Annotated in this window: 18 protein-coding genes; 7 read left to right on the forward strand and 11 right to left on the reverse strand. The window is 40.0% G+C overall.

What is annotated here, in order from left to right; translation table 11 throughout:
- Positions 1 to 8: 8 nt before the first annotated feature.
- The 3 genes from ABEG20_RS03335 to ABEG20_RS03345 all read right to left on the reverse strand — a co-directional run bounded on the left by ABEG20_RS03335 (position 9) and on the right by ABEG20_RS03345 (position 5,437).
- Positions 9 to 3,302, reverse strand: a complete 3,294-nt coding sequence (locus ABEG20_RS03335) for a SusC/RagA family TonB-linked outer membrane protein (RefSeq protein ID WP_406825975.1) — start codon at positions 3,300 to 3,302, stop codon at positions 9 to 11.
- Between the two features lie 287 nt (positions 3,303 to 3,589).
- A complete protein-coding gene (locus tag ABEG20_RS03340) occupies positions 3,590 to 4,744 on the reverse strand; it encodes a FecR family protein (RefSeq protein ID WP_406825976.1) in 1,155 nt (384 codons plus the stop codon).
- A 99-nt stretch (positions 4,745 to 4,843) separates the two neighbouring features.
- Entirely contained in the window at positions 4,844 to 5,437 is a 594-nt protein-coding gene (locus tag ABEG20_RS03345) for an RNA polymerase sigma factor (RefSeq protein ID WP_406825977.1), read from the reverse strand.
- A gap of 777 nt (positions 5,438 to 6,214) precedes the next feature.
- Between ABEG20_RS03345 and ABEG20_RS03350 the strand changes: the two genes are divergently transcribed.
- A complete protein-coding gene (locus ABEG20_RS03350; RefSeq protein ID WP_406825978.1) occupies positions 6,215 to 7,333 on the forward strand; it encodes a redoxin domain-containing protein in 1,119 nt (372 codons plus the stop codon).
- A 259-nt stretch (positions 7,334 to 7,592) separates the two neighbouring features.
- Here the strand turns inward: ABEG20_RS03350 and ABEG20_RS03355 are convergent, their stop codons facing one another.
- The 3 genes from ABEG20_RS03355 to ABEG20_RS03365 form a co-directional block, all read right to left on the reverse strand.
- The gene (locus ABEG20_RS03355; protein ID WP_406825979.1) at positions 7,593 to 7,871 is read right to left on the reverse strand and encodes a DUF6150 family protein; all 279 of its coding nucleotides are present in this window, start codon (positions 7,869 to 7,871) and stop codon (positions 7,593 to 7,595) included.
- A 28-nt stretch (positions 7,872 to 7,899) separates the two neighbouring features.
- Positions 7,900 to 8,571 (reverse strand): hypothetical protein, encoded by a 672-nt coding sequence (locus ABEG20_RS03360; RefSeq protein ID WP_406825980.1) that lies wholly within the window; start codon positions 8,569 to 8,571, stop codon positions 7,900 to 7,902.
- Positions 8,572 to 8,926: 355 nt separating this feature from the next.
- On the reverse strand, positions 8,927 to 9,574 hold the full coding sequence (locus ABEG20_RS03365; RefSeq protein WP_406825981.1) for a hypothetical protein: 648 nt from the start codon (positions 9,572 to 9,574) through the stop codon (positions 8,927 to 8,929).
- Between the two features lie 150 nt (positions 9,575 to 9,724).
- Here ABEG20_RS03365 and ABEG20_RS03370 point away from each other — a divergent pair, with 150 nt between their 5' ends.
- The 3 genes from ABEG20_RS03370 to ABEG20_RS03380 all read left to right on the forward strand — a co-directional run bounded on the left by ABEG20_RS03370 (position 9,725) and on the right by ABEG20_RS03380 (position 12,226).
- Complete coding sequence (locus tag ABEG20_RS03370; RefSeq protein ID WP_406825982.1) at positions 9,725 to 10,315, forward strand: Crp/Fnr family transcriptional regulator; 591 nt, start codon at positions 9,725 to 9,727, stop codon at positions 10,313 to 10,315.
- Positions 10,316 to 10,386: 71 nt separating this feature from the next.
- The gene (locus ABEG20_RS03375; RefSeq protein WP_406825983.1) at positions 10,387 to 11,295 is read left to right on the forward strand and encodes an NmrA family NAD(P)-binding protein; all 909 of its coding nucleotides are present in this window, start codon (positions 10,387 to 10,389) and stop codon (positions 11,293 to 11,295) included.
- A 1-nt stretch (position 11,296) separates the two neighbouring features.
- Positions 11,297 to 12,226 carry an alpha/beta fold hydrolase gene (locus ABEG20_RS03380; protein ID WP_406825984.1) on the forward strand — a complete coding sequence of 310 codons (930 nt, stop codon included), beginning with the start codon at positions 11,297 to 11,299 and terminating at the stop codon, positions 12,224 to 12,226.
- A 296-nt stretch (positions 12,227 to 12,522) separates the two neighbouring features.
- Here ABEG20_RS03380 and ABEG20_RS03385 read toward each other — a convergent pair whose 3' ends face one another.
- Both ABEG20_RS03385 and ABEG20_RS03390 read right to left on the reverse strand, forming a co-directional pair.
- On the reverse strand, positions 12,523 to 12,840 hold the full coding sequence (locus ABEG20_RS03385; protein ID WP_406825985.1) for a nuclear transport factor 2 family protein: 318 nt from the start codon (positions 12,838 to 12,840) through the stop codon (positions 12,523 to 12,525).
- Positions 12,841 to 12,861: 21 nt separating this feature from the next.
- Positions 12,862 to 13,656, reverse strand: coding sequence for an SDR family oxidoreductase (locus ABEG20_RS03390; RefSeq protein ID WP_406825986.1), 795 nt, complete (start codon positions 13,654 to 13,656; stop codon positions 12,862 to 12,864).
- A gap of 124 nt (positions 13,657 to 13,780) precedes the next feature.
- On the opposite strand from ABEG20_RS03390, the gene ABEG20_RS03395 reads away from it, so the two are divergent.
- The gene (locus ABEG20_RS03395; protein WP_406825987.1) at positions 13,781 to 14,182 is read left to right on the forward strand and encodes a winged helix-turn-helix transcriptional regulator; all 402 of its coding nucleotides are present in this window, start codon (positions 13,781 to 13,783) and stop codon (positions 14,180 to 14,182) included.
- A 9-nt stretch (positions 14,183 to 14,191) separates the two neighbouring features.
- Here the strand turns inward: ABEG20_RS03395 and ABEG20_RS03400 are convergent, their stop codons facing one another.
- Both ABEG20_RS03400 and ABEG20_RS03405 read right to left on the reverse strand, forming a co-directional pair.
- Positions 14,192 to 14,935, reverse strand: coding sequence for a response regulator transcription factor (locus ABEG20_RS03400; protein WP_406825988.1), 744 nt, complete (start codon positions 14,933 to 14,935; stop codon positions 14,192 to 14,194).
- Positions 14,936 to 14,950: 15 nt separating this feature from the next.
- Positions 14,951 to 16,384 carry an ATP-binding protein gene (locus ABEG20_RS03405; protein WP_406825989.1) on the reverse strand — a complete coding sequence of 478 codons (1,434 nt, stop codon included), beginning with the start codon at positions 16,382 to 16,384 and terminating at the stop codon, positions 14,951 to 14,953.
- A 237-nt stretch (positions 16,385 to 16,621) separates the two neighbouring features.
- Here ABEG20_RS03405 and ABEG20_RS03410 point away from each other — a divergent pair, with 237 nt between their 5' ends.
- Positions 16,622 to 18,031 (forward strand): alpha-L-fucosidase, encoded by a 1,410-nt coding sequence (locus ABEG20_RS03410; protein WP_406825990.1) that lies wholly within the window; start codon positions 16,622 to 16,624, stop codon positions 18,029 to 18,031.
- 66 nt (positions 18,032 to 18,097) lie between these two features.
- On the opposite strand, the gene ABEG20_RS03415 is transcribed toward ABEG20_RS03410, so the two are convergent.
- Positions 18,098 to 18,607, reverse strand: coding sequence for an RNA polymerase sigma factor (locus tag ABEG20_RS03415; protein WP_406825991.1), 510 nt, complete (start codon positions 18,605 to 18,607; stop codon positions 18,098 to 18,100).
- A gap of 415 nt (positions 18,608 to 19,022) precedes the next feature.
- On the opposite strand from ABEG20_RS03415, the gene ABEG20_RS03420 reads away from it, so the two are divergent.
- The gene (locus ABEG20_RS03420) at positions 19,023 to 20,987 is read left to right on the forward strand and encodes a PAS domain S-box protein (protein WP_406825992.1); all 1,965 of its coding nucleotides are present in this window, start codon (positions 19,023 to 19,025) and stop codon (positions 20,985 to 20,987) included.
- Positions 20,988 to 21,006 lie beyond the last annotated feature (19 nt).

Below are 21,006 nucleotides of genomic sequence, written 5' to 3' on the forward strand. Positions count from 1 at the left end.
TTCCTTGATTAAAATGAACAGTTTAAACCGAATACAATGGTACGCACCTGAGGGAAAGCAATGTACTGACCTGTGCCCAATCCTGGTCCTGTACCAGGTAATGTAGTTTCAGGATCGTAAGTGAATTTCTGTTTGGCCCAGGTATAAATGTTTTGTCCCTGTACGTAAACACCCAGATTAGAAAGTTTTAACTTACTGGCGATAGCTTTCGGAAAATTATAGTTTAAGCTTACTGTTTTCAGTTTTAAGTAAGAAGCATCCCCCCAGTTCACGTCTGATGAAGTTAAGTTTCCATAAGATGGATCATTAACGGTAGATGCCGCAGGAAAAAGTGCCGTATCGCCCACAGCTCCCCAGCGATCTAATAAGGCAGTACTCATGTTGGTATAATTAATACCAGCAGGACTCGAACTTAAAGTTGAATTTAATACGCCATAGCGGTGATTATACTGGAACATAAAATCTAGTGAAAAACCTTTATAGCTCAAACTGTTGTTCATGCCCGCAAAGTAAGGGTGGCCGTAATAGCCCACATACCTGTCGCCGGCAAAGCTAATGCTTCCATCGCCGTTTAAATCCTGGTAGGTTGCCAAGCCTGTAGCCGGGTTAACGCCAGTGTATTTGTAAAGTTTCCTGATATCAGTTGGCTGTCCGATAATGTAAGAATTAGCATAAAAAGTATTTTCAAGGTTATCAAACGACAATAATTTGTTGCGGCTAATGGTTAAGTTCAGGTTGGTGTTCCATTTAAAATCGCCGGCAATGACATTAATGGTATTCAGCTCAAATTCAAAACCTTTGGTTTGTACCGTTGCATTTAAATTGGCGGTATAACCGGTTGAACCTGTTTGAGCCGGAATGGTAATAAAGTTTAACGGGTTAGAAACACGATTGCGGTAATAATCTGCTTTTAGTAAAATCCTGTCATTTAAGAAACCCAATTCTACTGCCACATCCAGTTTCTTATTGGTTTCCCATTTCAAATCCGGATTTTGAATATTAGAAGGAACAAAAGTACTCATACCATCGTAGTTGTTACTTGAACCAGCTGACGAATAAAGTGAAAGGTAACCGTAATTCGGGATTTGATCATTACCCGTAATACCATAACTGGCCCTTAATTTACCAAAGCTTAAAAAGCTAAGGTTTTTCATGAAATCTTCCTGGGTAAAAATCCACGAAGCTCCTACTGCACCAAAATTGCCAAATTTGTTGTTATCGCCAAAACGTGATGAACCATCACGTCTGAAAGTTCCATCAACAATGTACTTGCCCTTCCAGTTATAGTTTAAACGGCTAAAAAAAGCAGTATAACTGTAAGTGGCATCGGCATTGTAGCTGGTTACTACAGCTGAGGCACCCGCCAATGAGTTAATTAGGTTTTCGTTGTTATAACCTGTACCAGTTAAAAAGATCCCGGTTGCTTTGGTTTGCTGAAAAGTGGTACCGATTAAAGCTTCAAGACTACCTTCACCAATTTTAGTAGTGTACACCGCCTGTGGCTCAATAATGTAATTGTTGTTATCGTTATCGGTATACCTTAGCGAGCTTACTTGTGCTGTGTTCGGATTTTGGGAACTTGCCGGATTAATCTGTTGTTGTTTTAACCGGGTTGAGGTATAACCCAAATTGGCCTTAACCACCAAACCATCGATGATTCGGTATGATAAGTTTACATTACTAAACAAATTGGTGGTTTGTGCATTGGTTGTTTTGGGGTTGTAAGAAAGCGGACTGGTAGCTGTCCAGTTTACACTACCGTTGGCATTATACAAGGGATAGTTAGGGGCCAGGTTGTAAATGGTACTCAAATCGGTAGATGGTAAAAGGTTTTTCATATAGCTATAGTTTACTGAACCATCTATATTAAAACGGCCATCGCTACTTTTGTGACCAGCGTTTAACCTGCTTGAAAAGGTGGTGGATCCAAAATCACCTCCGAAAACAGTGCTTTGCTTACGGTAAGTTGAAGAAAACAAGAAGGAATTTTGTGCATTACCTCCCGAAACTGCTCCGGTAGCGTTCGTGGTATGACCGGTGTTACCAATAAAGTATTTCTGCCAATCAGTATACGCATTTTGATCCCAAACGGTTAAGTCTAGGGCGTTGGATGCGGTTGGGGTAACACCAGAACGTGCAAAGGCAGCCTTACGGGTAGCCAGGTATTCCTGCGTATTCATCATCGGGATGTAATTGGCCACGTTGCTTACACCAGAGTTTACATTGAAATTAAACGCTGTTTTACCTTTACTTCCTTTTTTAGTGGTAATCAACACTACGCCATTCGATCCTCGCGAGCCGTAAATGGCAGTTGCATCGGCATCCTTCAAGATATCAATACGTTCAATATCTTCAGGCGCAATCATACTAAACGGACTTACACCACCGTTTGCAGCGCTTACTCCGTTCGCATTCAGGTTATCGGTAGCTGGCTGGGCACCATTAAATAAGGTAAAAGGAACTCCATCAATAACGTACAATGGAATATAACCTGCTCCAGACACGCCCGTGTATGCACCACGGATATTCATCCGGGCAGCAGCACCTGGTAAACCATTATCCTGCGTAATCTGTACACCGGCAATTCGGCCTTGCAACGCAAGCAAAGGGTTTTCTACCGTTTGTTTACCAATTTCTTCAGCAGTGATCGAACTCACGGCACCGGTATTGTTGCGTTTAGTAGTGCTGCCATAACCAATTACCTGCACCTGATCTAAAGACGACGCTGAAGGACTTAATTTAATATCAAGCAAACTAGCCACGCCACTCTGTAATAAACCGCGTGTTATTTTCAGTTCTTTGGTTTCGTAGCCGATGTAAGAAATAACCAATATATCATTTTCTTCCAGATCGAGTACGAATGCACCGGTTGATCCGCTTACCGCATACCTTTTACTGCCCTTAACTGTAATGGTTGCACCTACAAGCGGTGCATTGCTTTCGTCTACAATCCGACCGTTAAAACGCGAAGACGTAAAAACTGAAGCTATTTTATCAATAAATGAACGCTCTTCCTTCTTAATCAATACGGTATTTTGTTCGATGTTGTAGGTGAGCTGTTTATCTTTTAACAGATACTCAATTACCTCTTTAAGTGGAGTATTTTTAAAGTTAACGCTCACCTTTGCCGCATCATTAAGCGTGCTGGTGGCATATAATACCCTATGATTGGTTTGCTTTTCTATTTCTTTAAAAACCTGATCTACGGTTATGTTTTTAGCCGTATAAGTAAGTTTTTGAGAGAAACTACTGGCACTAACATGCATGAGTAAGGTGGTCATGATGATGATGGTGAGTTTCATAATTAACAGGATTTTTTTAGGAAGGCACGCCAAATGCCTTCCTTGATAAAAAGGATAAATATTCATATTTTCGTTTGTTTGGGTTAATGCGTAAATGGACCTTAGAATTCGTTTTTAAAGGATTAACTCAGATTATGGCCATGGTTGTGCTTCCAACACTTCCATGGTTTTTTCTTCTAAACCTATCGTGTTAGTAACGCTGTTCCAGTAGTGGTTTCTTCATTTTTTTTGGTTTTTAGTTGATATTGTTTGAATTTAAAACAGCATGGTTAGGGCTGTTGGTAGTGTTACTTTACGGTTACTACCTTACCGTTGATATAAAATTTTATATTTCCTGTTTCTTCCAGCATTTTAAGCACTTCCGAAATGTTATCAAAACGCGGTACCGAGCCCGAAAAAGAAGGCATTAATTCATAACGGCTTTCCACTACAAAACGAACACCGTACCATCTAGATAGCTTCTGGATGATGCTGGGTAAACTCTCGTTTTTGAACCTGAACTCACCATTTTTCCAATCGATGGCCAATGCGGGATCGACTTCAGTTATTTCAATGGTATTGCCATATATTATTGACTGCTCGCCAGGGGCAATTACTTTTTCGCCATTGGCCCCTTTTACTTTCACCGAGCCCTCTAAAAGCGTTGTTTTGGTGCCCAGGCTACTTTCGTAACTGTTAATATTGAAATGGGTACCCAAAACTTCTACCTGTTGTTTACTACTTTTAACAATAAAAGGGTGATTTTTATCTTTGCTCACTTCAAAATAAGCTTCTCCATCCAGTTCTACACATCTGTTTTTTGCATTAAAATGGTTAGGAAAACTGAATTTTGTTTCTGCGTTCAACCAGACCTGTGTGCCATCGGGCAGGTTTACCTGGTATTGCCCTCCTGACGGGGTAGTTATCGTATTGTTTTTTTGATCTTCATTCGCACTTCCATTATTGGTAATTGAAAATACGAGCAGACCGTCTGTAGCCTTTTTAACACTGAGTCCGTTTGTATTGGCCAGTTCTCCGGTTTTACTATCGGTTAAATCTATCACTCGGCCATCAGCAAGGGTTAAAATAGCGCGATTGCCACCGGGTGATACATCGTTCGCATAACGTTCAGAACGGTCATCAGCCCTATATTTTATTGCAAAAAAGCCGCCTATTATACATAAGGCCAGTAATGCTGCCGAAGCCGCGATAATCAACAGTCGCCGTGTAATGATTTTAGGTTTCACCTCCATATTTAGCCTGTTTTCATCCCCTTTTAACCTTTCTGCATCGATGCGTGCTTTTAACTTTTTACCGAAAGCTGCTTTTTGTGCCTCATCGGTGGTCCAGGTATTTTCCAATAACTGCTGCTCCACAAAAGAATCAACCAGATGCACTTCTTTCGCTGAAGCTACTCCATCTAAATAATGCTGTATTAATCGTTTTGCCTGTTCGGTTTTCATAGGATGTTGAAATGCAGTGAGCGTGCCTTACAAATAGATATTCCGAAAAAGCAGGTTTGGTGGTAGATTTATTTAAAAAAAAATAAAAAAAAAGTTTCATTACTTTAAGAGATGTAAAAATATAGCCATCATGGTAGCCGAAAGCTTGCCATTTAAGGAGTCTGCTATTATTTTTAATGCATTACTTACCTGTTTTTTAACTGTCCCTTCAGCAATGTTGAGTTTTTTTGCTATTTCGTGGTATGACAGTTGCTCATCGCGACTCAAAAGATAAACTTCGCGCATTTTTTTAGGCAATTTGGCAATCCCCAAATCAATATTTTCCTGCAATTCTTTTAACGAGATGCTTTCTTCAATGCTCAGACTATTATCAACCGCTTGTTCGGTTATTTTATCTAAAAAATCACAGGTATTAATATTTCTTTCGATATATCGTAAGCACAAATTGCGTGTGCTGCGAATGAGATAAGCTCCTAATGTACTTTTGATAACTAAGATGTTCCTTCTGTTCCAGAGTGATACAAAAATTTCCTGCACAATATCTGCAGCTTCTTCCTCTGATTTGGTTAATCTTACGGCATAAGATACCATCTTTTCCCAATAGCGGCTATAAATTTCGGTAAAAGCCTGTTCTTCTTCCTGTTTTATTAGCAAGATAAGTTCAGAATCCGGTAAGTGGTTTAGAGATGGCATTTTTATAAAACGAATATAGAAGAAAATATAAAATAATTTGCTGTAAAGATGCAATAACGTTATACCTCATATTATCCCTCTTTATTAAGCAGTACTTAGAGAAATTGGCAAAGTAAAAACCTACAAGTAAACAATGATGTGGAGGACTTCAGTCATAGCGGATTAAGGTGAATCTCCCTAACCGGAGGTATATTTTAGAACCCATAGTCCGTGAATGTAAAAAAGAAAGACACCCACCCATAGGCCATAGGACAGCTGAAGTAGAACGCAGGTGAAAACATCCAGGCATCGGACAATTAATTAAGAAACACTTTTAATGATTCTTAATATAAAAGTTATGAAAACTCAAACAATTGCATGGTAACAACGAAAAGCAAATACAACAGCAGTAACAGCAAAGCCAAAAAGAGAAAGTAATAAGACGTTGCTTTTTTTTCCAACGATATATTCATTTTTTAAATTCATAACTTTTGACTAACTATGTCATTCATTAAATCATTGATGGAAGGAGCGGAAAGTAAAGCTCATTCAGCGTACTAAAAGAAACGAACTTATTTTAGGGATTACGCCTTTTGCTGATACGCGCCGCCTGAATAAAGATGATAATTATGCTGTTACACTAAGCAAAACAGAAGCTGGACAGGCTTTAACGCTTGCCCCGAACTCCCATCTATGGACGATGCCATTTCCAATTGGTGCCTCAAAAAATCCGGGTAATGGAAGTATCAAACAGAATGTAGATAAGTAGCGTAATCAACAAGTTAAAATCAATATAACATGAACATTTTATTTAAGCGCATATTAACCCTTTTACCTGCGGCACTGATGTGTTGTGGAGGCCCGCTATTTGCCCAGAACGGGAAATATGTATTAACCGGTAAGTTGCCTGCTGTTAATGACAAGGTTTATCTTGGTCACGAAGTTGGGGATAAATATGTAGTTACAGATTCAGCAAAGGTTGTTAATGGCACTTTTATGTTTAAAGGAGCGGTAAAACAACCGGGCTTTTATAAATTAAAAAGTAAGCGCCTAAAAAATCCAATACAGTTTATATTAGAAAATGCTGCGATCAAAATTTCTAAACCTGACAGTATATCTCCGATAGTTATCAGTGGTTCTACTGCGCAGGATGTATACATGGGGTTTTACAACGGCCCATGGAAAACAATCACAGCTAAAGCCGGAAATATTTACAAAAGACTTGATGAGGCGCAGAAAGCTGGTAAAATGGATACGATTACCCGTGCAGGCTTTGACCGGGAATTCAGGGCGCTGGATACCCTGAACATTGCAGCTGTAAAGCAATATATCATCAAGAATCCAGCATCAGCCGGATCGGCAGCAATCATTTATGACCGTTTTATCAGTTATCCGAATTTTCCGGTAGCCGAAGAATTATTTGGGATGCTCACTAAAGAAGCACGGCAATCAGATATTGGTGAACAAATTAACACCGCATTAAAAACCAATGCTAAAACCGCTAAGGGGAAAGTTGCTCCGGCAATTGCAATGCCTGATAAGGATGGTAAAATCGTAAAACTATCTGACTTTAAAGGTAAATATGTACTGGTTGATTTCTGGGCAAGTTGGTGTGGCCCCTGCAGGAGGGAAAATCCAAACGTAGTTGCCGCCTACAAAAAATACCATGATAAAGGCTTTGAAATTTTGGGGGTATCCCTTGACTCCAAAAAGGACGCCTGGTTAAAAGCGATTGCAGCCGACGGCTTAACCTGGACACATGTTTCGGATTTGCAGGCCTGGTCGAACTCAGCAGTTAAAGATTATGGCGTAAAATCTGTGCCTGCAAGCTTTCTTCTTGATCCTGAAGGCAAAGTAGTAGGTAAAGATTTAAGGGGAGAGGAACTGAACAAAACCCTGGCAGGCATCTTCAAATAGTAATTATACCAATTTGATGAATAGCTGCGGCCTTTGGCTTGCAGCTATTTTTGTTTTACATAACCGTTGTGAATAGTGATAAGCAAAATCTTATAGCTTAAACATAATAGGTTAGTTCTTTGGTCAGAACCAAATATTTTGTCCTTATAAGGCAGAAGTATTTGCCTGAATTTTAAAACAATAACAATGGCTACCAAGCCTGGAATGCCTGATGTGCCGGTAATTTTAGGTGTTCATTTTTCTGTTAACAGGATTGTTGTTATCCAAATCTTCCCTGATATTGATGCTGCTTTTGCCATCCAGCTTCACCGAAGTTGTTCACAAAACATATTTTCACCTGTGCCATGCCGATAGCAGTAAAGAAAACCCAGCAGGTAGCATCCTGTTTTTCACGAGTAATGTACCAACGGGCGTCTCCATTTGCAAGGCCCCGCGAGGAAGTCCGATGTACCAGCAGGTCAGCTTGTCCACGCTCTGAAACAATCGCTACCCTGATATGTGCTTCTCCCATTGATGGGGTCTGGAATATTATTGCCATTTGTTAAGTGCTGTTTTATGATTCAACATTAATCCTTTTTGGTGATTTTAACATCAGTAAAATGACCTAATGTTCCCGGGCCGATCCATAATCCTACACTTCCGCGAATATCTTTGCCCTGCTTCAGGTCATTTACGATCAAAGTAGGTTGAACAGCACCATTTACATAGAGTTTGGCAGTTTCATCTTGTACTACAATTTTTATTTTGATCCATTCAGCGGGTAATATATCTACATAGGCCTCATACTTTCCAGGAGTTTCTTTTCTTAATTTTTCCCAGGGATATCCCGGAATAGAAATGTACTGGCTGGAATGATTTCTGCGTAACTGATCATTCGCCCGGCCGTTGGTGGGGCGTAGATAAAAAACCTCCATTTTTGAAGCGTCCGGAGCCGCCCTAAAGGCTATCCCAACAAATCCACGGGCTGTTTCGCCGGCATTCGCCAGCGTTTGGCCAGAAATTGTAGCTTCGATTATCCCATTGTGAAATTCAGTAGCCTTGAAGATCGCAAGCGTATTGTCTCCTTGGGCTTCATCTTTTATTTCGAGGGCCAAGGCCTTTTTACCTTTAAAGGTAGATTCTTTAACCGTTACCTGGAATGGAACTACATCTGACGGTTTTTTTGCGCTGCTCTGTGCCTTTAATTTCAGGCTGAATATGCAACTTAAAACCAGGATAAATAGCAGTTTTTTAATCACGAGAGTAGTTTTTTGTACTTTGATTCATCTAAAATAGGAAAAAAGTATTTTTTATTTATAATCTTTTCCCTATCGAATAATTTTATTTTGGAAGACGAAAAGTACTCAGTTGGTTATTTGGATTTCTATTGGTGAGATTTCGTTATTGATTTGCAGAATGGCGTAAAAAGGGCAAAAAAATGGAACTACCAGCAACAACCATTAATATTATACTAAAAAAGAGTGTAAATTTTAAAAGCGATTCGTCATATCGGTTTGGTTAATAACTTGCGTAAGGCGGCTTTTCTTTGAGCAAATTTTAAATCTGCACGGTGTCTTTTTCGGAAAAATATTTATAGTAATTGTACGATCTTATTTAACCAGCAATGTCAATTCTCTTAAACTTTAAATATTTGCCATCAATAACCTTAAAGCTATAAATAATATTGTATTCGCCTTCGCTTACCTCATTGCCCTCTTCATCTTTGGCGTTGTTGGTGTAGGCTAAATTTAAACTCAATACTGCGCCAGTGGCATTGTATTCGGCAATCAGTTTATATTTGGTATCCACTGTGACGATTGCCGGTGTTTCATTATAGTAGGTTTCGTATAGCTTATCAGATTTAATTTTCTGCAGCGTTTTAACAAAATCAGCATTAAAAATTCTGCTGTAGTATTGTTCCAGATCTTGCTCGTAAAACAGATCTGGATTTTTGAATTTGTTTTTTCTTGCCTTTATTTCCGATTCGGTCAAATGGCATAAGCTCCAAATAGAAGCACCATCGTCAGCAACTGGGAAATCAAAATACGTTTTCAATTTTTTGAGATTTTTTGAATAAACGGCATCTCTAAAATTTTTAAAGTCATCTGACCAGGTTTTTACTTCAACGTCATTTTTCGCCTGAGGTACAACAGTGGTATCTTTGATGGTAGTTTGCGAAGCTGATTTGTTTTCGGTTTTTTTTGGAGTGTTGTTGCAGGCTGATAATAAAATCAATGCGAGCATTAGATGTGGAGGCTTCATGGCAGCGTTTTAAATGTTGTTTTTTGATCTGGAAACTTATGTATAATTTAACGTTGAAAACCTATAATGGTTTTGATATAAATCTTTTGCGGTAGAAAAAATTGATGCCAGAACCCGGATTGAGCAGAATAGTGCCAACAATTAGAAAAATTGAGTACATTTAATGCCGAATTAGCTATGCAGGAACTTAAAAATTTGATACGTTCCAGCGTTAGGTTGGAAGAAGACGATCTTCAGAAGATTTTAGGGTATTTCACCTTTAAAACATTACAAAAGGGGCATTTGTTGCTAAAACGTGGACAGATTGCTTCACATTATTATTTTCTAAACAAAGGTGCACTTCGCTTTTTCTATAACGATGACCAGGAACTTACTGCCTGGATTGTACAGCCGGGAGAGTTTTTCGCGGAAATTTCCAGCCTGAATCCGGGATTGCCTTCACGGTTTAATATTGAGGCGATTGTAGATAGTGAACTATACTGCATCCACAAAAATGATATGGATTTGCTTTACAAACAAATTCCGGCCTGGCAGGAGTTTGGCCGAAAACTCTGGGAGGGTATGTCTGTGCGCATGATCAGTGAGATTATCAGTTTCCAGACCATGACAGTAGAGGAACGTTACCTGGCATTTCTACAAAAGCCCGGCTTCATGCAATTTATTTCCGTAAAGCAACTGGCTTCTTACCTTGGCATAACACCAAACGCCCTCAGCCGCATTCGTAAAAATCTTCGCAAATAGCATTATCTACCAAATGGTAGTTCGATTGACTTTACAGGAGCATAGCTTTGTGAACTCAATAAAAAAGAACAATGGACAATATTATTTTAGTTGCAGGTGCTACCGGCGACTTGGGAAGCAGATTATGCAGACACCTGATTAAAAATGGCGCCAGGGTACGGGCCTTGGTCAGAGCTGAAAGTAATCAGAAGAAAGTAAATGATCTGCGCGAATTAGGAGTAGAGGTGATAGGGCTTCGCTTTACAGATGAAGAGGCTTTGGTGTTGGCATGTAAAGGCGTTTCTTGTGTGGTTTCTGTACTTGCAGGCTTGCGGGAGGTGATTGTAACGGCACAAAGCCAATTGCTTAAGGCTGCGGTACAAGCGGGCGTTCCACGCTTTATTCCATCCGATTTTTGTACAGATTTTACTCAACTACAGCAGGGCAAAAACAGAAATTTTGACCTGCGTATGGAATTCCGGTCTGTCCTGGAGACCAGTAATATCCGGGCAACTTCTATATTCAACGGTGCTTTTGCCTACGTTTTGCAGTATAATATTCCGCTCTTAGATACAAAGGCAAAGACCATTACCTACTATTCAGGGAAAGCTGATTGGCGGATCGACTTCACCACGGTAGAAGATACGGCCGCTTTCACTGCCTGCGCTGCATTGGATGATACCGCGCCGCGATTTCTCCGCATTGCAGGCTTTCAGGTTAGCCCGAACGAATTGGAAGCGCTCACCGGACGTGTTTTTGGTGAACATTTCCAACTAAAAGAACAAGGTACCCTGGAGCAATTCTCGGCTTACATTCAAAAGTTACGGACAGAAAATCCTGATGGAGAACATCAGCTATACCCGCAATGGCAGCAGATGCAATATCTCTACAGCATGTTTGCGGCACATCATCATACGCTTGACAACGACCGGTATACCGGCTTAAGCTGGCAAGTGGCAGAAACAATACTTAATGAAATAAACAATAACAAAATAGCGTAATATGGAACAGGTATATAGTGATGAGCAGCTCATAAAACATTGGCCGGGTTTTACCAGTCATGTAATGGAAGTGAACGGAACACAACTGCACTTTGTAGATAGCGGTGGCGAAGGTCAGGTATTGATCTGCCTGCCTGGTTGGCCTCAAACATGGTATTCATATCGTTCTGTCGCACTGCCATTGGCTGATCACTTCAGGGTTATCGTAGTAGATATTCGTGGCATGGGCAGCTCGGCAACACCAACATCAGGTTATGACAAAAAAACAATGGCTACTGATGTGTATAAGTTGATGGCGTTATTAGGTATCAGTAAAGCGAACGTGTTAGGCCATGATATAGGCGGGATGGTGGCAGCCAGCCTGGCGCATAATTATCCGGATGTGGTAGAAAGCCTGATCCTGGCGGACGGTTTACATCCTAACGAAGGAATGATGCAAATGAAACTGATGCCGCCTCCGGAAACTTTTGGTGAAAAAATAGATCACCAACAGCCCTATACCTGGTGGATGAGTTTTAATCAGGTCAAAGAACTGCCTGAAAAATTACTTGAGGGACGTTTTCGCTATCTGCTCGACTGGCTTTTCGATTACGTGATGGTGGACAGTTCGAAGATGTCTGACTTTGAAAGGGAGGTATATGCATCTGTTTACAATCAGCCGGAGCGTATACGTGCTTCCAATGGCTGGTACCAGACTTTTAACCAGGATATCGCCGATGCCAAAAATTATTCGAAGCTAAGTATGCCTGTTTTAGGTATAGCCAGTAACGTATCTTCCGGTTTTTATCAGTATACTTTACCAACGATAGCCGAAAATTATCAACTGATTAATCTGGACAATACCGGTCACTTTATGTTTGAAGAGAATTTGGCAGGCGTTTATGAAGCAATTTTAAAGTATTTAAAAAACAGCAACCAGGGTAATGACTGAATCGTTCCGATTGTAAGTAATTAACTAATTATAAATCAGTGTTTTATAAAAAAATAAAGAGGCTGTATCATCTTTGTAATTTCATGTCTAACTTGTCACGTTGAGCCTGTCGAAACGCCTTCAGTATATTTGATGGAGATTCTTCGACAAGCTCAGAATGACAACTTTATATCTATACAGCCTCTTTTTACTCCTTCATAAATCAAACCTAAGACATTCTGAGGATTGCTTTTGATGTAATTGCCTCCTTAAATCTTAAACAGACTGGTTGGTTTCGTCCTGGTTAATTTCAGTCATTAACCAGTTACTTTCAGTGATTTAATATATCCGTCAGAAAATTGAAAATGATATTTCAAAATAACCGGACTGCCTGGAAAGTTTCCCGAAGTTTTCGCTAACAGGATGTTTGCTTCTTCGTCATATTCAACTGGTTCAATAGTAGCGTGATATTCTTTGTTCGCTTTATCAATCCAGCTTTCAATTTCTGCTTTTCCGCTATGGGTTTTGCCTTCATCAAAAACTTCTGCATTTTCAGTAAAACAATTGGCGTACGTAGCACTGTCAAATTCGTTTTGTGCTTTGACTAATTCAGAGATCATTCGTGGTAAATTCATCGTATTATATTTTTAAGAGTTTTAAATTGTTGGCACTGTACCGCCGTCTATTACAAATTCGGTTCCTGTTAAATAGCTGGCTCTTGGCGAAACTAGAAAGCCGACTAATTCAGCTACTTCTTCAGGTTCGGCAGGTCTGCCGAAAGGTATGCCACCCAAGGCATCCATTACACTTTGCTGCGCTTCTGCTATGGTACTATTTGCGTTTCTTGCAATTTCACCCAGCCATGACTCCGATGCTGCCGTATTGATCCAGCCTGGCGAAACCGTTAGCACCCGGACACCCTTAGGGGCGACTTCGTTTGATAAACTTTTACTGTAGTTTCTCAATGCTGCTTTTGCGGCGGCATAGGGCAAAGTAGAATCGTACAGAGGCAATTTACCCTGAATGGATGCAATGTGAATAATGACACCGCTTTTTCTATCGATCATTTGTGGCAAAAATCCCCTGTCGAGCCGTACTGGTGCAAGCAAATTAGCTTGTAAATTTGATTCCCAATCTTCATCAGTTAATACAGAAAACCCACCTGCCGGCGTTGATGAACTGCCAAGGTTATTTACCAAAATATCCAGTCTTCCATACTTTGAGCGTACTTCGCTGACTACTTTTTGTGTTCCTTCCGCAGTACTCAGATCGGAAGTAATAAAATGCAGATTACTGTTTTCTTTTTCAGGCGCATTTCTGGCGCTAATGATAACTGTTGCACCAGCTTGCAGCAGCCTTTCTGCAATTGCTTTTCCTGCTCCTTTTGTTCCGCCGGTTACCAAAGCCGTTTTACCCTGAAGTTCATTGTTGTAGTTAAATTGATTTTCCATTTGTAAAATTCTTTGATACAAATTTGAGAAGTATCACTCTTTCAGGCAATAACGGAAAACCGAATTGCATAGGGATAATTTTTTCCCCTATTGCACGATTTGGTACATTGGATTAAATTTGTGTATGCACGAAAGAAAAATACCTTTGAATTTAAACTGTGGCCTCGACCTGATCGGCGAAGTACTTTACGGCAAATGGAAAATCCGTTTGTTATGGTTTATCCATCAGGGACATTTGCGTCCAAGTGAATTACAGCGTAAAATTCCAGATGCTTCAAGACGTGTTTTAAACATCCAGTTGAAAGAACTGGAAGATCACGAACTTGTGAGGAAGAAAATCTATCCTCAGGTTCCACCAAAAGTTGAGTATTCCCTAACTGATTTTGGCAATACCCTAATTCCTGTAATTTCTACATTAGGATTGTGGGGCGATGAACATGAAAGCAGGCTAAGAAGAGTAATTTTAAAAAGAATGGAAACTTCACAGGACCTTGCAAGGTATACAAACGATGTGTCCACATTATAGATTTTTAAACTATATTTTCTCTAACTCAAAAGGTACATTTCCACCTTGCTTATTTACCTTCAGAATGTAGCCCAGGCCATATACATTTTCAATACTCACCTGGTCGGAAGCCCTGAAAAGCCGTCGAAGTCTTGAAATGAATACTTCCAGACTTTTTCCATTGAAATAGTCGTCGTTTCCCCATAAGGATAAGAGGAGATCCTTTTTTTTGACCACCTGATTAATATGGCCTGCCAGCTGATCTAATACTTCCGATTCTCTTACCGTGAGGGAAATTTCTTTACCATCGGGCATTAAAACAAACAGCTGATCCTTTTGGTACCTGATATCGCCCATGTTGATATAGTCAGCTTTTGCCGGAGCGGGTGTTTTTGGATCAGGTGAAAACTTATTGATGACGTTTGCGATTCTCAGTACCAGTTCTTCAATTTCAAACGGTTTGGATATATAGTCTAAGGCGCCGGTTTTAAGTCCCCTGAGCCGGTCTTGTTTTTCGTTGTGTGCCGTCAGGAAGAAAAAGGGTTGGCTGGCATTAATTTTCACCAGCTCAGCAGCAAGCTCAAAACCGTTAAGGTCGGGTAACTGCACATCAACAATTACCAGCTTATTGTTAAGCGGGTTTGCATAATAATAAGCTAACGCTTCTGTGGCCGTTTTGAACCATAGCACGCTAAAACCACGTAACTTTAGGTATGCTGTGATGACATTGCCCAAATCTGTTTCATCCTCAATTATGATGATATCATATGGCATAGGGTTGCAATTTAATTAATCAATTGTACTAATGTTAATCTGACCTATAGGTAGGTGTACCAGAAATTCGGTTCCTTGTAAAGGCGTTGTTTTTATACTGATTGCCCAACCATGAATATCGAGGCATTGTTTAACATAATACAAGCCAAGCCCCAGGCCTGAAACTGTACTGTCTTGACCTCCACGGAAAAACTTATCGAATATTTTTTCTTTCATATCCTCTTCCATTCCCTTTCCATTATCTTTAATATGCAGGGTATAGCCATCCTTGCTTTTAGTGATAAAGAGCATGGTTATTTTAACTTCGCTTCGGTTATGTTTAAAGGCATTGTCAATGATATTCTGCAGCATGGTGGTAAATACAAAAGGATCCATCATTACCAGTATTTCCGAATCGTAAGGATCAAAGGTCAGACTGTTTGGTGCCTGTATTTTTATTTTATAATCGTTTACCAGTGTCAGCACAATGTAGTTAAGATCCGTTTCTGCTAAATTGATACTGTTGTTTATTTCCGAAACCTCCAGCATTTGGTTAATGTGAGCGTGAAGCCTTCTGGCCTGTCTCTCAACAATATTTACCAGTGTGTTTACACGGTTCCGGTCGATGAGTACCTCATTTTCGTGCAGGCTTTTACTGGCCACCAGAATGGTGGTTATAGGGGTGTTAAATTCGTGTTTAATACTGTTCAGGAAATCGGATTTTACAGCTGTTTCTTTTTTCTGCCTCATCCAGCTCATGTAGGTGTAATAATTGATCCCTACGATGATTAAGATGCAAAGCGCAACCAGCAAAAACGTAGGTAACATCTGATAGGCCACTTTAAGCGTACGCCCAGGGGCATCAACAAAAAGATTAAAGGTTACCCGGTAATTATAAACCAGATTACCGCTCACTGATAGATTGGTAATTCTGTTCTGCACGGTTGGTAGATTTAATGTACCATCGATTATAATTCCAAATGGCGTTTTTTGACTGTTATGAAAAGCAGTAGGGGTATGGTTGTCAAATAGGGTAATGTCACCGATTTTAGTATCGAAGTTGATGTCTATCTGCTGGAAAGTAAGCAGGTATTGTAAGTTGCTGTCCAGTCCATTTCTTTTTACTATCGATTGGAAAACACTGTCCATAGTACTTTCCCTCCGAAGTTTCTTTAGGAGTGTGTTGCTAATGTTTTGCGAAAGTTTAATAAATTCATGCCGGTTGCTGAAGTAAGCTTTTTTAAGTGCAGGCATATTTGTGGCAAGGATCGAATCGATAATCTTACCTCCGCCCTTGTAAACTTTATCTTCAGATATACTGCGGCCGTATTCATCGTTTATCAGCGTTTTTTCTTTTAAACTATAATCCCTGTCCCTCAGTACATAAGAGTTATAGGTTAACCTGAATTGCACGAGAAGCAATATCAGAAAGCTGACCAATACGACTGATTTATATATCCGATCTTTCATTTTATCCTTTAAAAATAGACGTATTATTCCATAAATGGCATACCGTTAAGCTTTTGTTAGGCTTCTGTTACGTTTTTGTTCGGCAAATTGTTGCGGTGTGGGCTGTAGTTTTGAATAATGAACATAGATCTGCTTGCAAACGGGTTTTTATTGAATAATTTAAACTTCAGGTAAATAACTGCAGGTAAGTGTATTGTTCAGGCAATTCACGCCAATATTTTAAAAAAAGAAAGAAAAATGACCTTTAAAAGGATTTTATTAGTATTATTTATTGTTTCGGCTGTAACATTCATTTACCCGGTTCGGGCACAGCAAAAATCTGCGAATAAGCCCTTAAACGAGCTACAACAGGATTTTGTTGACCTTGGATTGGGTATGTTTATTCATTACGGTATGCCCACTTTTATGGATCAGGACTGGTCTGATCCGGATGCAGATCTTTCCCTGTTTCAGTCGCCAAAACTAGATGCCAACCAATGGGCTAAAGCCGCAAAATCGGCCAATATGACTTACGGTTGTTTAACGACCAAACACCACAGCGGTTTTCCGGTCTGGAATACCAAAACAACTGCGTATAATGTAATGAATACGCCGTTAAAGCGGGATGTGGTAAAGGAGTATGCAGATGCTTTTCGCAAAAATGGCCTAAAGGTAATGCTTTATTATTCTATACTGGATACCCACCATGGCATCCGTCCAAACCAGATTACAGCTGAAAATGTGAAAATGATAAAAGATCAGCTAACCGAACTGCTTACAAATTATGGAGAGATCACGGCCCTGATTATTGATGGCTGGGATGCACCATGGTCGAGGATTTCTTATGATCAGGTACCTTTTGAAGATATCTATTATCTGATTAAGTCTTTACAGCCAAACTGCCTGGTTATGGATCTTAATGCTGCTAAGTATCCTACACAAGCACTTTTTTATACCGATATCAAATCTTATGAGCAGGGGGCAGGTCAGTTTATTTCAAAAGAAAACAATAAACTACCGGCACTGGCCTGTCTTCCGCTGCAAGCTAACTGGTTCTGGAAAACTTCTTTTCCTGCCACCGCGGTAAAAAACGTGCCAGAACTGGTTAACAAATTTATTATTCCTTACAATGGTGCGTATTGCAATTTCATTCTGAATGTAGCACCTGGTAAAAATGGTTTGATAGACGATAATGCCTTAACGGCACTCAAAGAAATGGGACAGCTTTATAAAAAACCTGAAGGTCTCCCTCGTATTCCGCAACATGCTGCGCCGATCATCTCTGGTAACATGGCCAAACATGTGAAAAGTAATAGTAGCTGGAGTGATGATATGAATATTATGGATTTTGCCAACGATGATAATTTTGGCTCAAGCTGGTCATCCAATCACACCGTAAAATCGCCATGGTATGAGTTGAATTTTGAAAAGGCCGTGCCCTGTAATATGGTTGTACTTACCGCAGGCAATAATCAAAAGGCAACTTACCATTTACAATACTATGCAAATGGTCGGTGGAATGTATTGCCGGCAAATAATGAAGGAGAAAAGAGGGTAAATATTTTCAGGTTCGAACGGATCTGGTGTGAAAAAATAAAAGTCACCATTACGGAATTTGATAGTCCGCCAGCCATTGCTGAGCTAGGCGTATTTAACGAAAGGAAATAGGATTGTTTAGCCGGACTGATTGTGGTCCGGCACCTATTATTAATGCTTATAAACAAAATTTGGGCACTATGCGGTCCTATACTGCTTCAGATACGCTTTCAAAATCTGCCTCGCTTGATGAATATGGGTTTTGACTGTTCCTAAAGGAATGCCCCGCTCTTCAGCAATTTCTTCATATTTATATCCCTCAAAATACCGCTGAAACGGAACCCGGTATTGTTCAGGCAAACTCTGCAGGGCTTTTTGGATGTCATCCATCAAAAACTTTCCTTCAGAAGAAATTTTTGTTGAACTTTTGAGCAGATTAGGACTTGATAAATCTTCATCTCTACTGATCACGGAGTGCCTTTTCTGAGCCTTACGATAGTCATTGATAAAGGTGTTTCGCATAATTACATAAAGCCAGCCACGCAAATTGGTGCCTTTATCAAACTTTGCACAAAATCTAATTCCTTTAATCAATGTATCCTGCACAAGGTCTTTTGCATCATCTTCATCGTGGGTAAAACGCATCGCATGGGTGAGGAGGGCAATAGCATGCCCATCAGCAGCCCTGCTGAATTCATGTTGATTCATAGTTTTTCAATTAGGTAGATAGGTTTTTAAATAACAGGTTGGATTAATTTATGTTTCAGTTAATCTCACAACAGGAAATAAACACATGCTGAATCAGCGGGATGTTGAAGGCAGAAAAGTAAGCGGTTTTTGTACAGAAAAATGGCTTAACAGCGTCTGACTGTGCCATGGAATCGTTAGAAATACGAAATTAAGCAATTTTAATTTCATTTAAAGTATGTATGATTGTTACATTTAACGGTGAATTTGAAGAAAATCAATTTCCTTATATGAGAAGCAATGACCCATGTAATTTGGCTTTTTTCTTCATTACAGCCCCCAAACACCTAAAAAAAACATTTAAAATGAATTGTTGTTTAAAATATCTTCAATAGATTTGACGGGTCTTTCCAATGGATTTAATTCCTCAATCATTATGATAAAATCAGCTCATCTGCCTGATCTCTTCACGCTTCAATCCATTTTTGAAGGCATTCAGGATGCCATATATTGTCATGATCTTGAATTTAGGATAACCAATTGGAGCCCCGCTGCAGAACGTATGTTTGGCTATACCGCAACAGAGATATTGGGGCAATCTATTTTTCTGCTGATTCCGGATGATAAATATGCAGAGAAGAAAAAGCTGATGCAGGAGGTTTTGGATGATAAGCGTATCAGCCAGTTCAGAACCTTACGACTGAACCGTTCGGGCAAGACGATACCGGTTTCCTTAAGCTTTTTGCCGATCAAAGATCAGGATGGAAAAATTATTGGCACATCGCAAATTGCCCATGATATTTCTTTTGAGCACCAGGCAGAAGAAAAACAATCTATGCTTGCTGCTATTATAGAAAGCTCTGAAGATGCCATTATCAGTAAAACGCTTGATGGGATCATTACGACCTGGAATAAAGGAGCAGAGCATATTTTTGGCTATACTGAAGAAGAGGTTGTTGGCCAGCCGATCAGCATACTTCTCCCTGCTGACCGTTTTAGCGAAGAAGAAGCCATTATATCGAGCCTGCGGCGGGGTGAACGGATTGGCCACATACAGACGATCAGAAAAACAAAAGATGGGCGTTTGTTAAATATTTCACTCGCGGTATCTCCTATTAAAAATCGCGATGGAGCGGTTATTGGCGCATCTAAAGTTGCCCGTAATATTACTTCCCAAAAGGAGTCTGAAAAATTAATTGCCAAGCATATAGAGCGCCTTGAACTGTTAAATGTGGTGGGCAGAAGCATTAACGGATCGCTGGATCTTCAGCAAATCCTACAACAGGTAACTGATTCCACTACAAAACTTACCGGTGCAGCCTTTGGGGCATTTTTTTATAATCAGGTCAATCATGAAGGCGAATCTTACCGGTTGTATACCCTATCTGGCGTTCCGCGGGAGGCTTTTGCTCATTTTCCCATGCCACGTAATACCGCTTTATTTCATCCAACCTTTAGCGGAGCAAGCGTAGTGCGCTCAGATGATATCACCCAGGATTCCCGCTATGGTGAAAATGCGCCTTTTTATGGAAAACCTTCAGGACATTTGCCGGTGGTTAGTTATCTGGCTGTTCCGGTTAAAGCCAAATCAGGTGAAGTAATTGGCGGGTTATTTTTTGGTCATCAAGATAAGGCCGTTTTTAAAGAAGAACATGAGGAACTTGTGCTTACAGTAGCTTCCCAGGCGGCTATTGCCATAGAAAATTCAAGGCTTTTTAAGGAGGTACAGGAGCTAAGTGCTAAAAAAGACGAATTTATCGCCATGGCTTCGCATGAACTCAAAACACCAATGACCTCTCTTTTCGGCTTTTTGCAGTTGGCCAACCGAAGTATAGTTGAAGGTGTTTCAAAAAACCTGGTCGAGAAATCGATCAAACAATTGCAAAAAATGATCGTGCTGGTTAGTGATCTTTTTGATGTTTCTAAAATCCAGTCCGGAAAACTACAACTGAATATAGAATATTTTAACCTGGCTGTACTTGTTCAGGAAATGAAAGAATCTTTTTTACAAGCGCACCCGGAGCATATTTTAACTGTTGAGATGCCTGGTGAAAGTTTTGTTAACGCCGACCGTATGCGCCTTGAACAGGTACTTACAAATTTACTCAACAATGCCGTTAAATATGCCCCTCTACAAAAAATTATAGAACTAAAGGTGCTACATATGGATAAAGTGATATATACCTCGGTTAAAGATTTTGGTCCGGGCATTAGCGAACAAAACCAGCGTCACATATTCGGCCAGTTTTATCAGGTGAAGGGAAATAGAGATGGTTCGTCAGGATTGGGCCTGGGCCTTTTTATATCAAAAGATATCATTGAACGCCACGGTGGCCAGATTTGGGTAGAAAGCAAACCCGGTAATGGCGCTACCTTTAATTTTTCTTTGCCATTGGCGTAAAGTATTTGGACTTAAAATA

It is taken from the genome of Pedobacter sp. KACC 23697 (genome assembly GCF_045348445.1).
Classification (GTDB): Bacteria; Bacteroidota; Bacteroidia; order Sphingobacteriales; family Sphingobacteriaceae; genus Pedobacter.

What these genes read in the sequence shown, in the direction of transcription:
- ABEG20_RS03395 (WP_406825987.1), top strand. Translation starts at nt 13,781, where the DNA reads ATGCACGAAAGAAAAATACCTTTGAATTTAAACTGTGGCCTCGACCTG.
- ABEG20_RS03415 (WP_406825991.1), bottom strand. Translation starts at nt 18,607, where the DNA reads ATGAATCAACATGAATTCAGCAGGGCTGCTGATGGGCATGCTATTGCC.
- ABEG20_RS03365 (WP_406825981.1), bottom strand. Translation starts at nt 9,574, where the DNA reads ATGAAGCCTCCACATCTAATGCTCGCATTGATTTTATTATCAGCCTGC.
- ABEG20_RS03385 (WP_406825985.1), bottom strand. Translation starts at nt 12,840, where the DNA reads ATGAATTTACCACGAATGATCTCTGAATTAGTCAAAGCACAAAACGAA.
- ABEG20_RS03375 (WP_406825983.1), top strand. Translation starts at nt 10,387, where the DNA reads ATGGACAATATTATTTTAGTTGCAGGTGCTACCGGCGACTTGGGAAGC.
- ABEG20_RS03405 (WP_406825989.1), bottom strand. Translation starts at nt 16,384, where the DNA reads ATGAAAGATCGGATATATAAATCAGTCGTATTGGTCAGCTTTCTGATA.
- ABEG20_RS03335 (WP_406825975.1), bottom strand. Translation starts at nt 3,302, where the DNA reads ATGAAACTCACCATCATCATCATGACCACCTTACTCATGCATGTTAGT.
- ABEG20_RS03400 (WP_406825988.1), bottom strand. Translation starts at nt 14,935, where the DNA reads ATGCCATATGATATCATCATAATTGAGGATGAAACAGATTTGGGCAAT.
- ABEG20_RS03355 (WP_406825979.1), bottom strand. Translation starts at nt 7,871, where the DNA reads ATGGCAATAATATTCCAGACCCCATCAATGGGAGAAGCACATATCAGG.
- ABEG20_RS03410 (WP_406825990.1), top strand. Translation starts at nt 16,622, where the DNA reads ATGACCTTTAAAAGGATTTTATTAGTATTATTTATTGTTTCGGCTGTA.
- ABEG20_RS03390 (WP_406825986.1), bottom strand. Translation starts at nt 13,656, where the DNA reads ATGGAAAATCAATTTAACTACAACAATGAACTTCAGGGTAAAACGGCT.
- ABEG20_RS03420 (WP_406825992.1), top strand. Translation starts at nt 19,023, where the DNA reads ATGATAAAATCAGCTCATCTGCCTGATCTCTTCACGCTTCAATCCATT.
- ABEG20_RS03350 (WP_406825978.1), top strand. Translation starts at nt 6,215, where the DNA reads ATGAACATTTTATTTAAGCGCATATTAACCCTTTTACCTGCGGCACTG.
- ABEG20_RS03340 (WP_406825976.1), bottom strand. Translation starts at nt 4,744, where the DNA reads ATGAAAACCGAACAGGCAAAACGATTAATACAGCATTATTTAGATGGA.
- ABEG20_RS03345 (WP_406825977.1), bottom strand. Translation starts at nt 5,437, where the DNA reads ATGCCATCTCTAAACCACTTACCGGATTCTGAACTTATCTTGCTAATA.
- ABEG20_RS03380 (WP_406825984.1), top strand. Translation starts at nt 11,297, where the DNA reads ATGGAACAGGTATATAGTGATGAGCAGCTCATAAAACATTGGCCGGGT.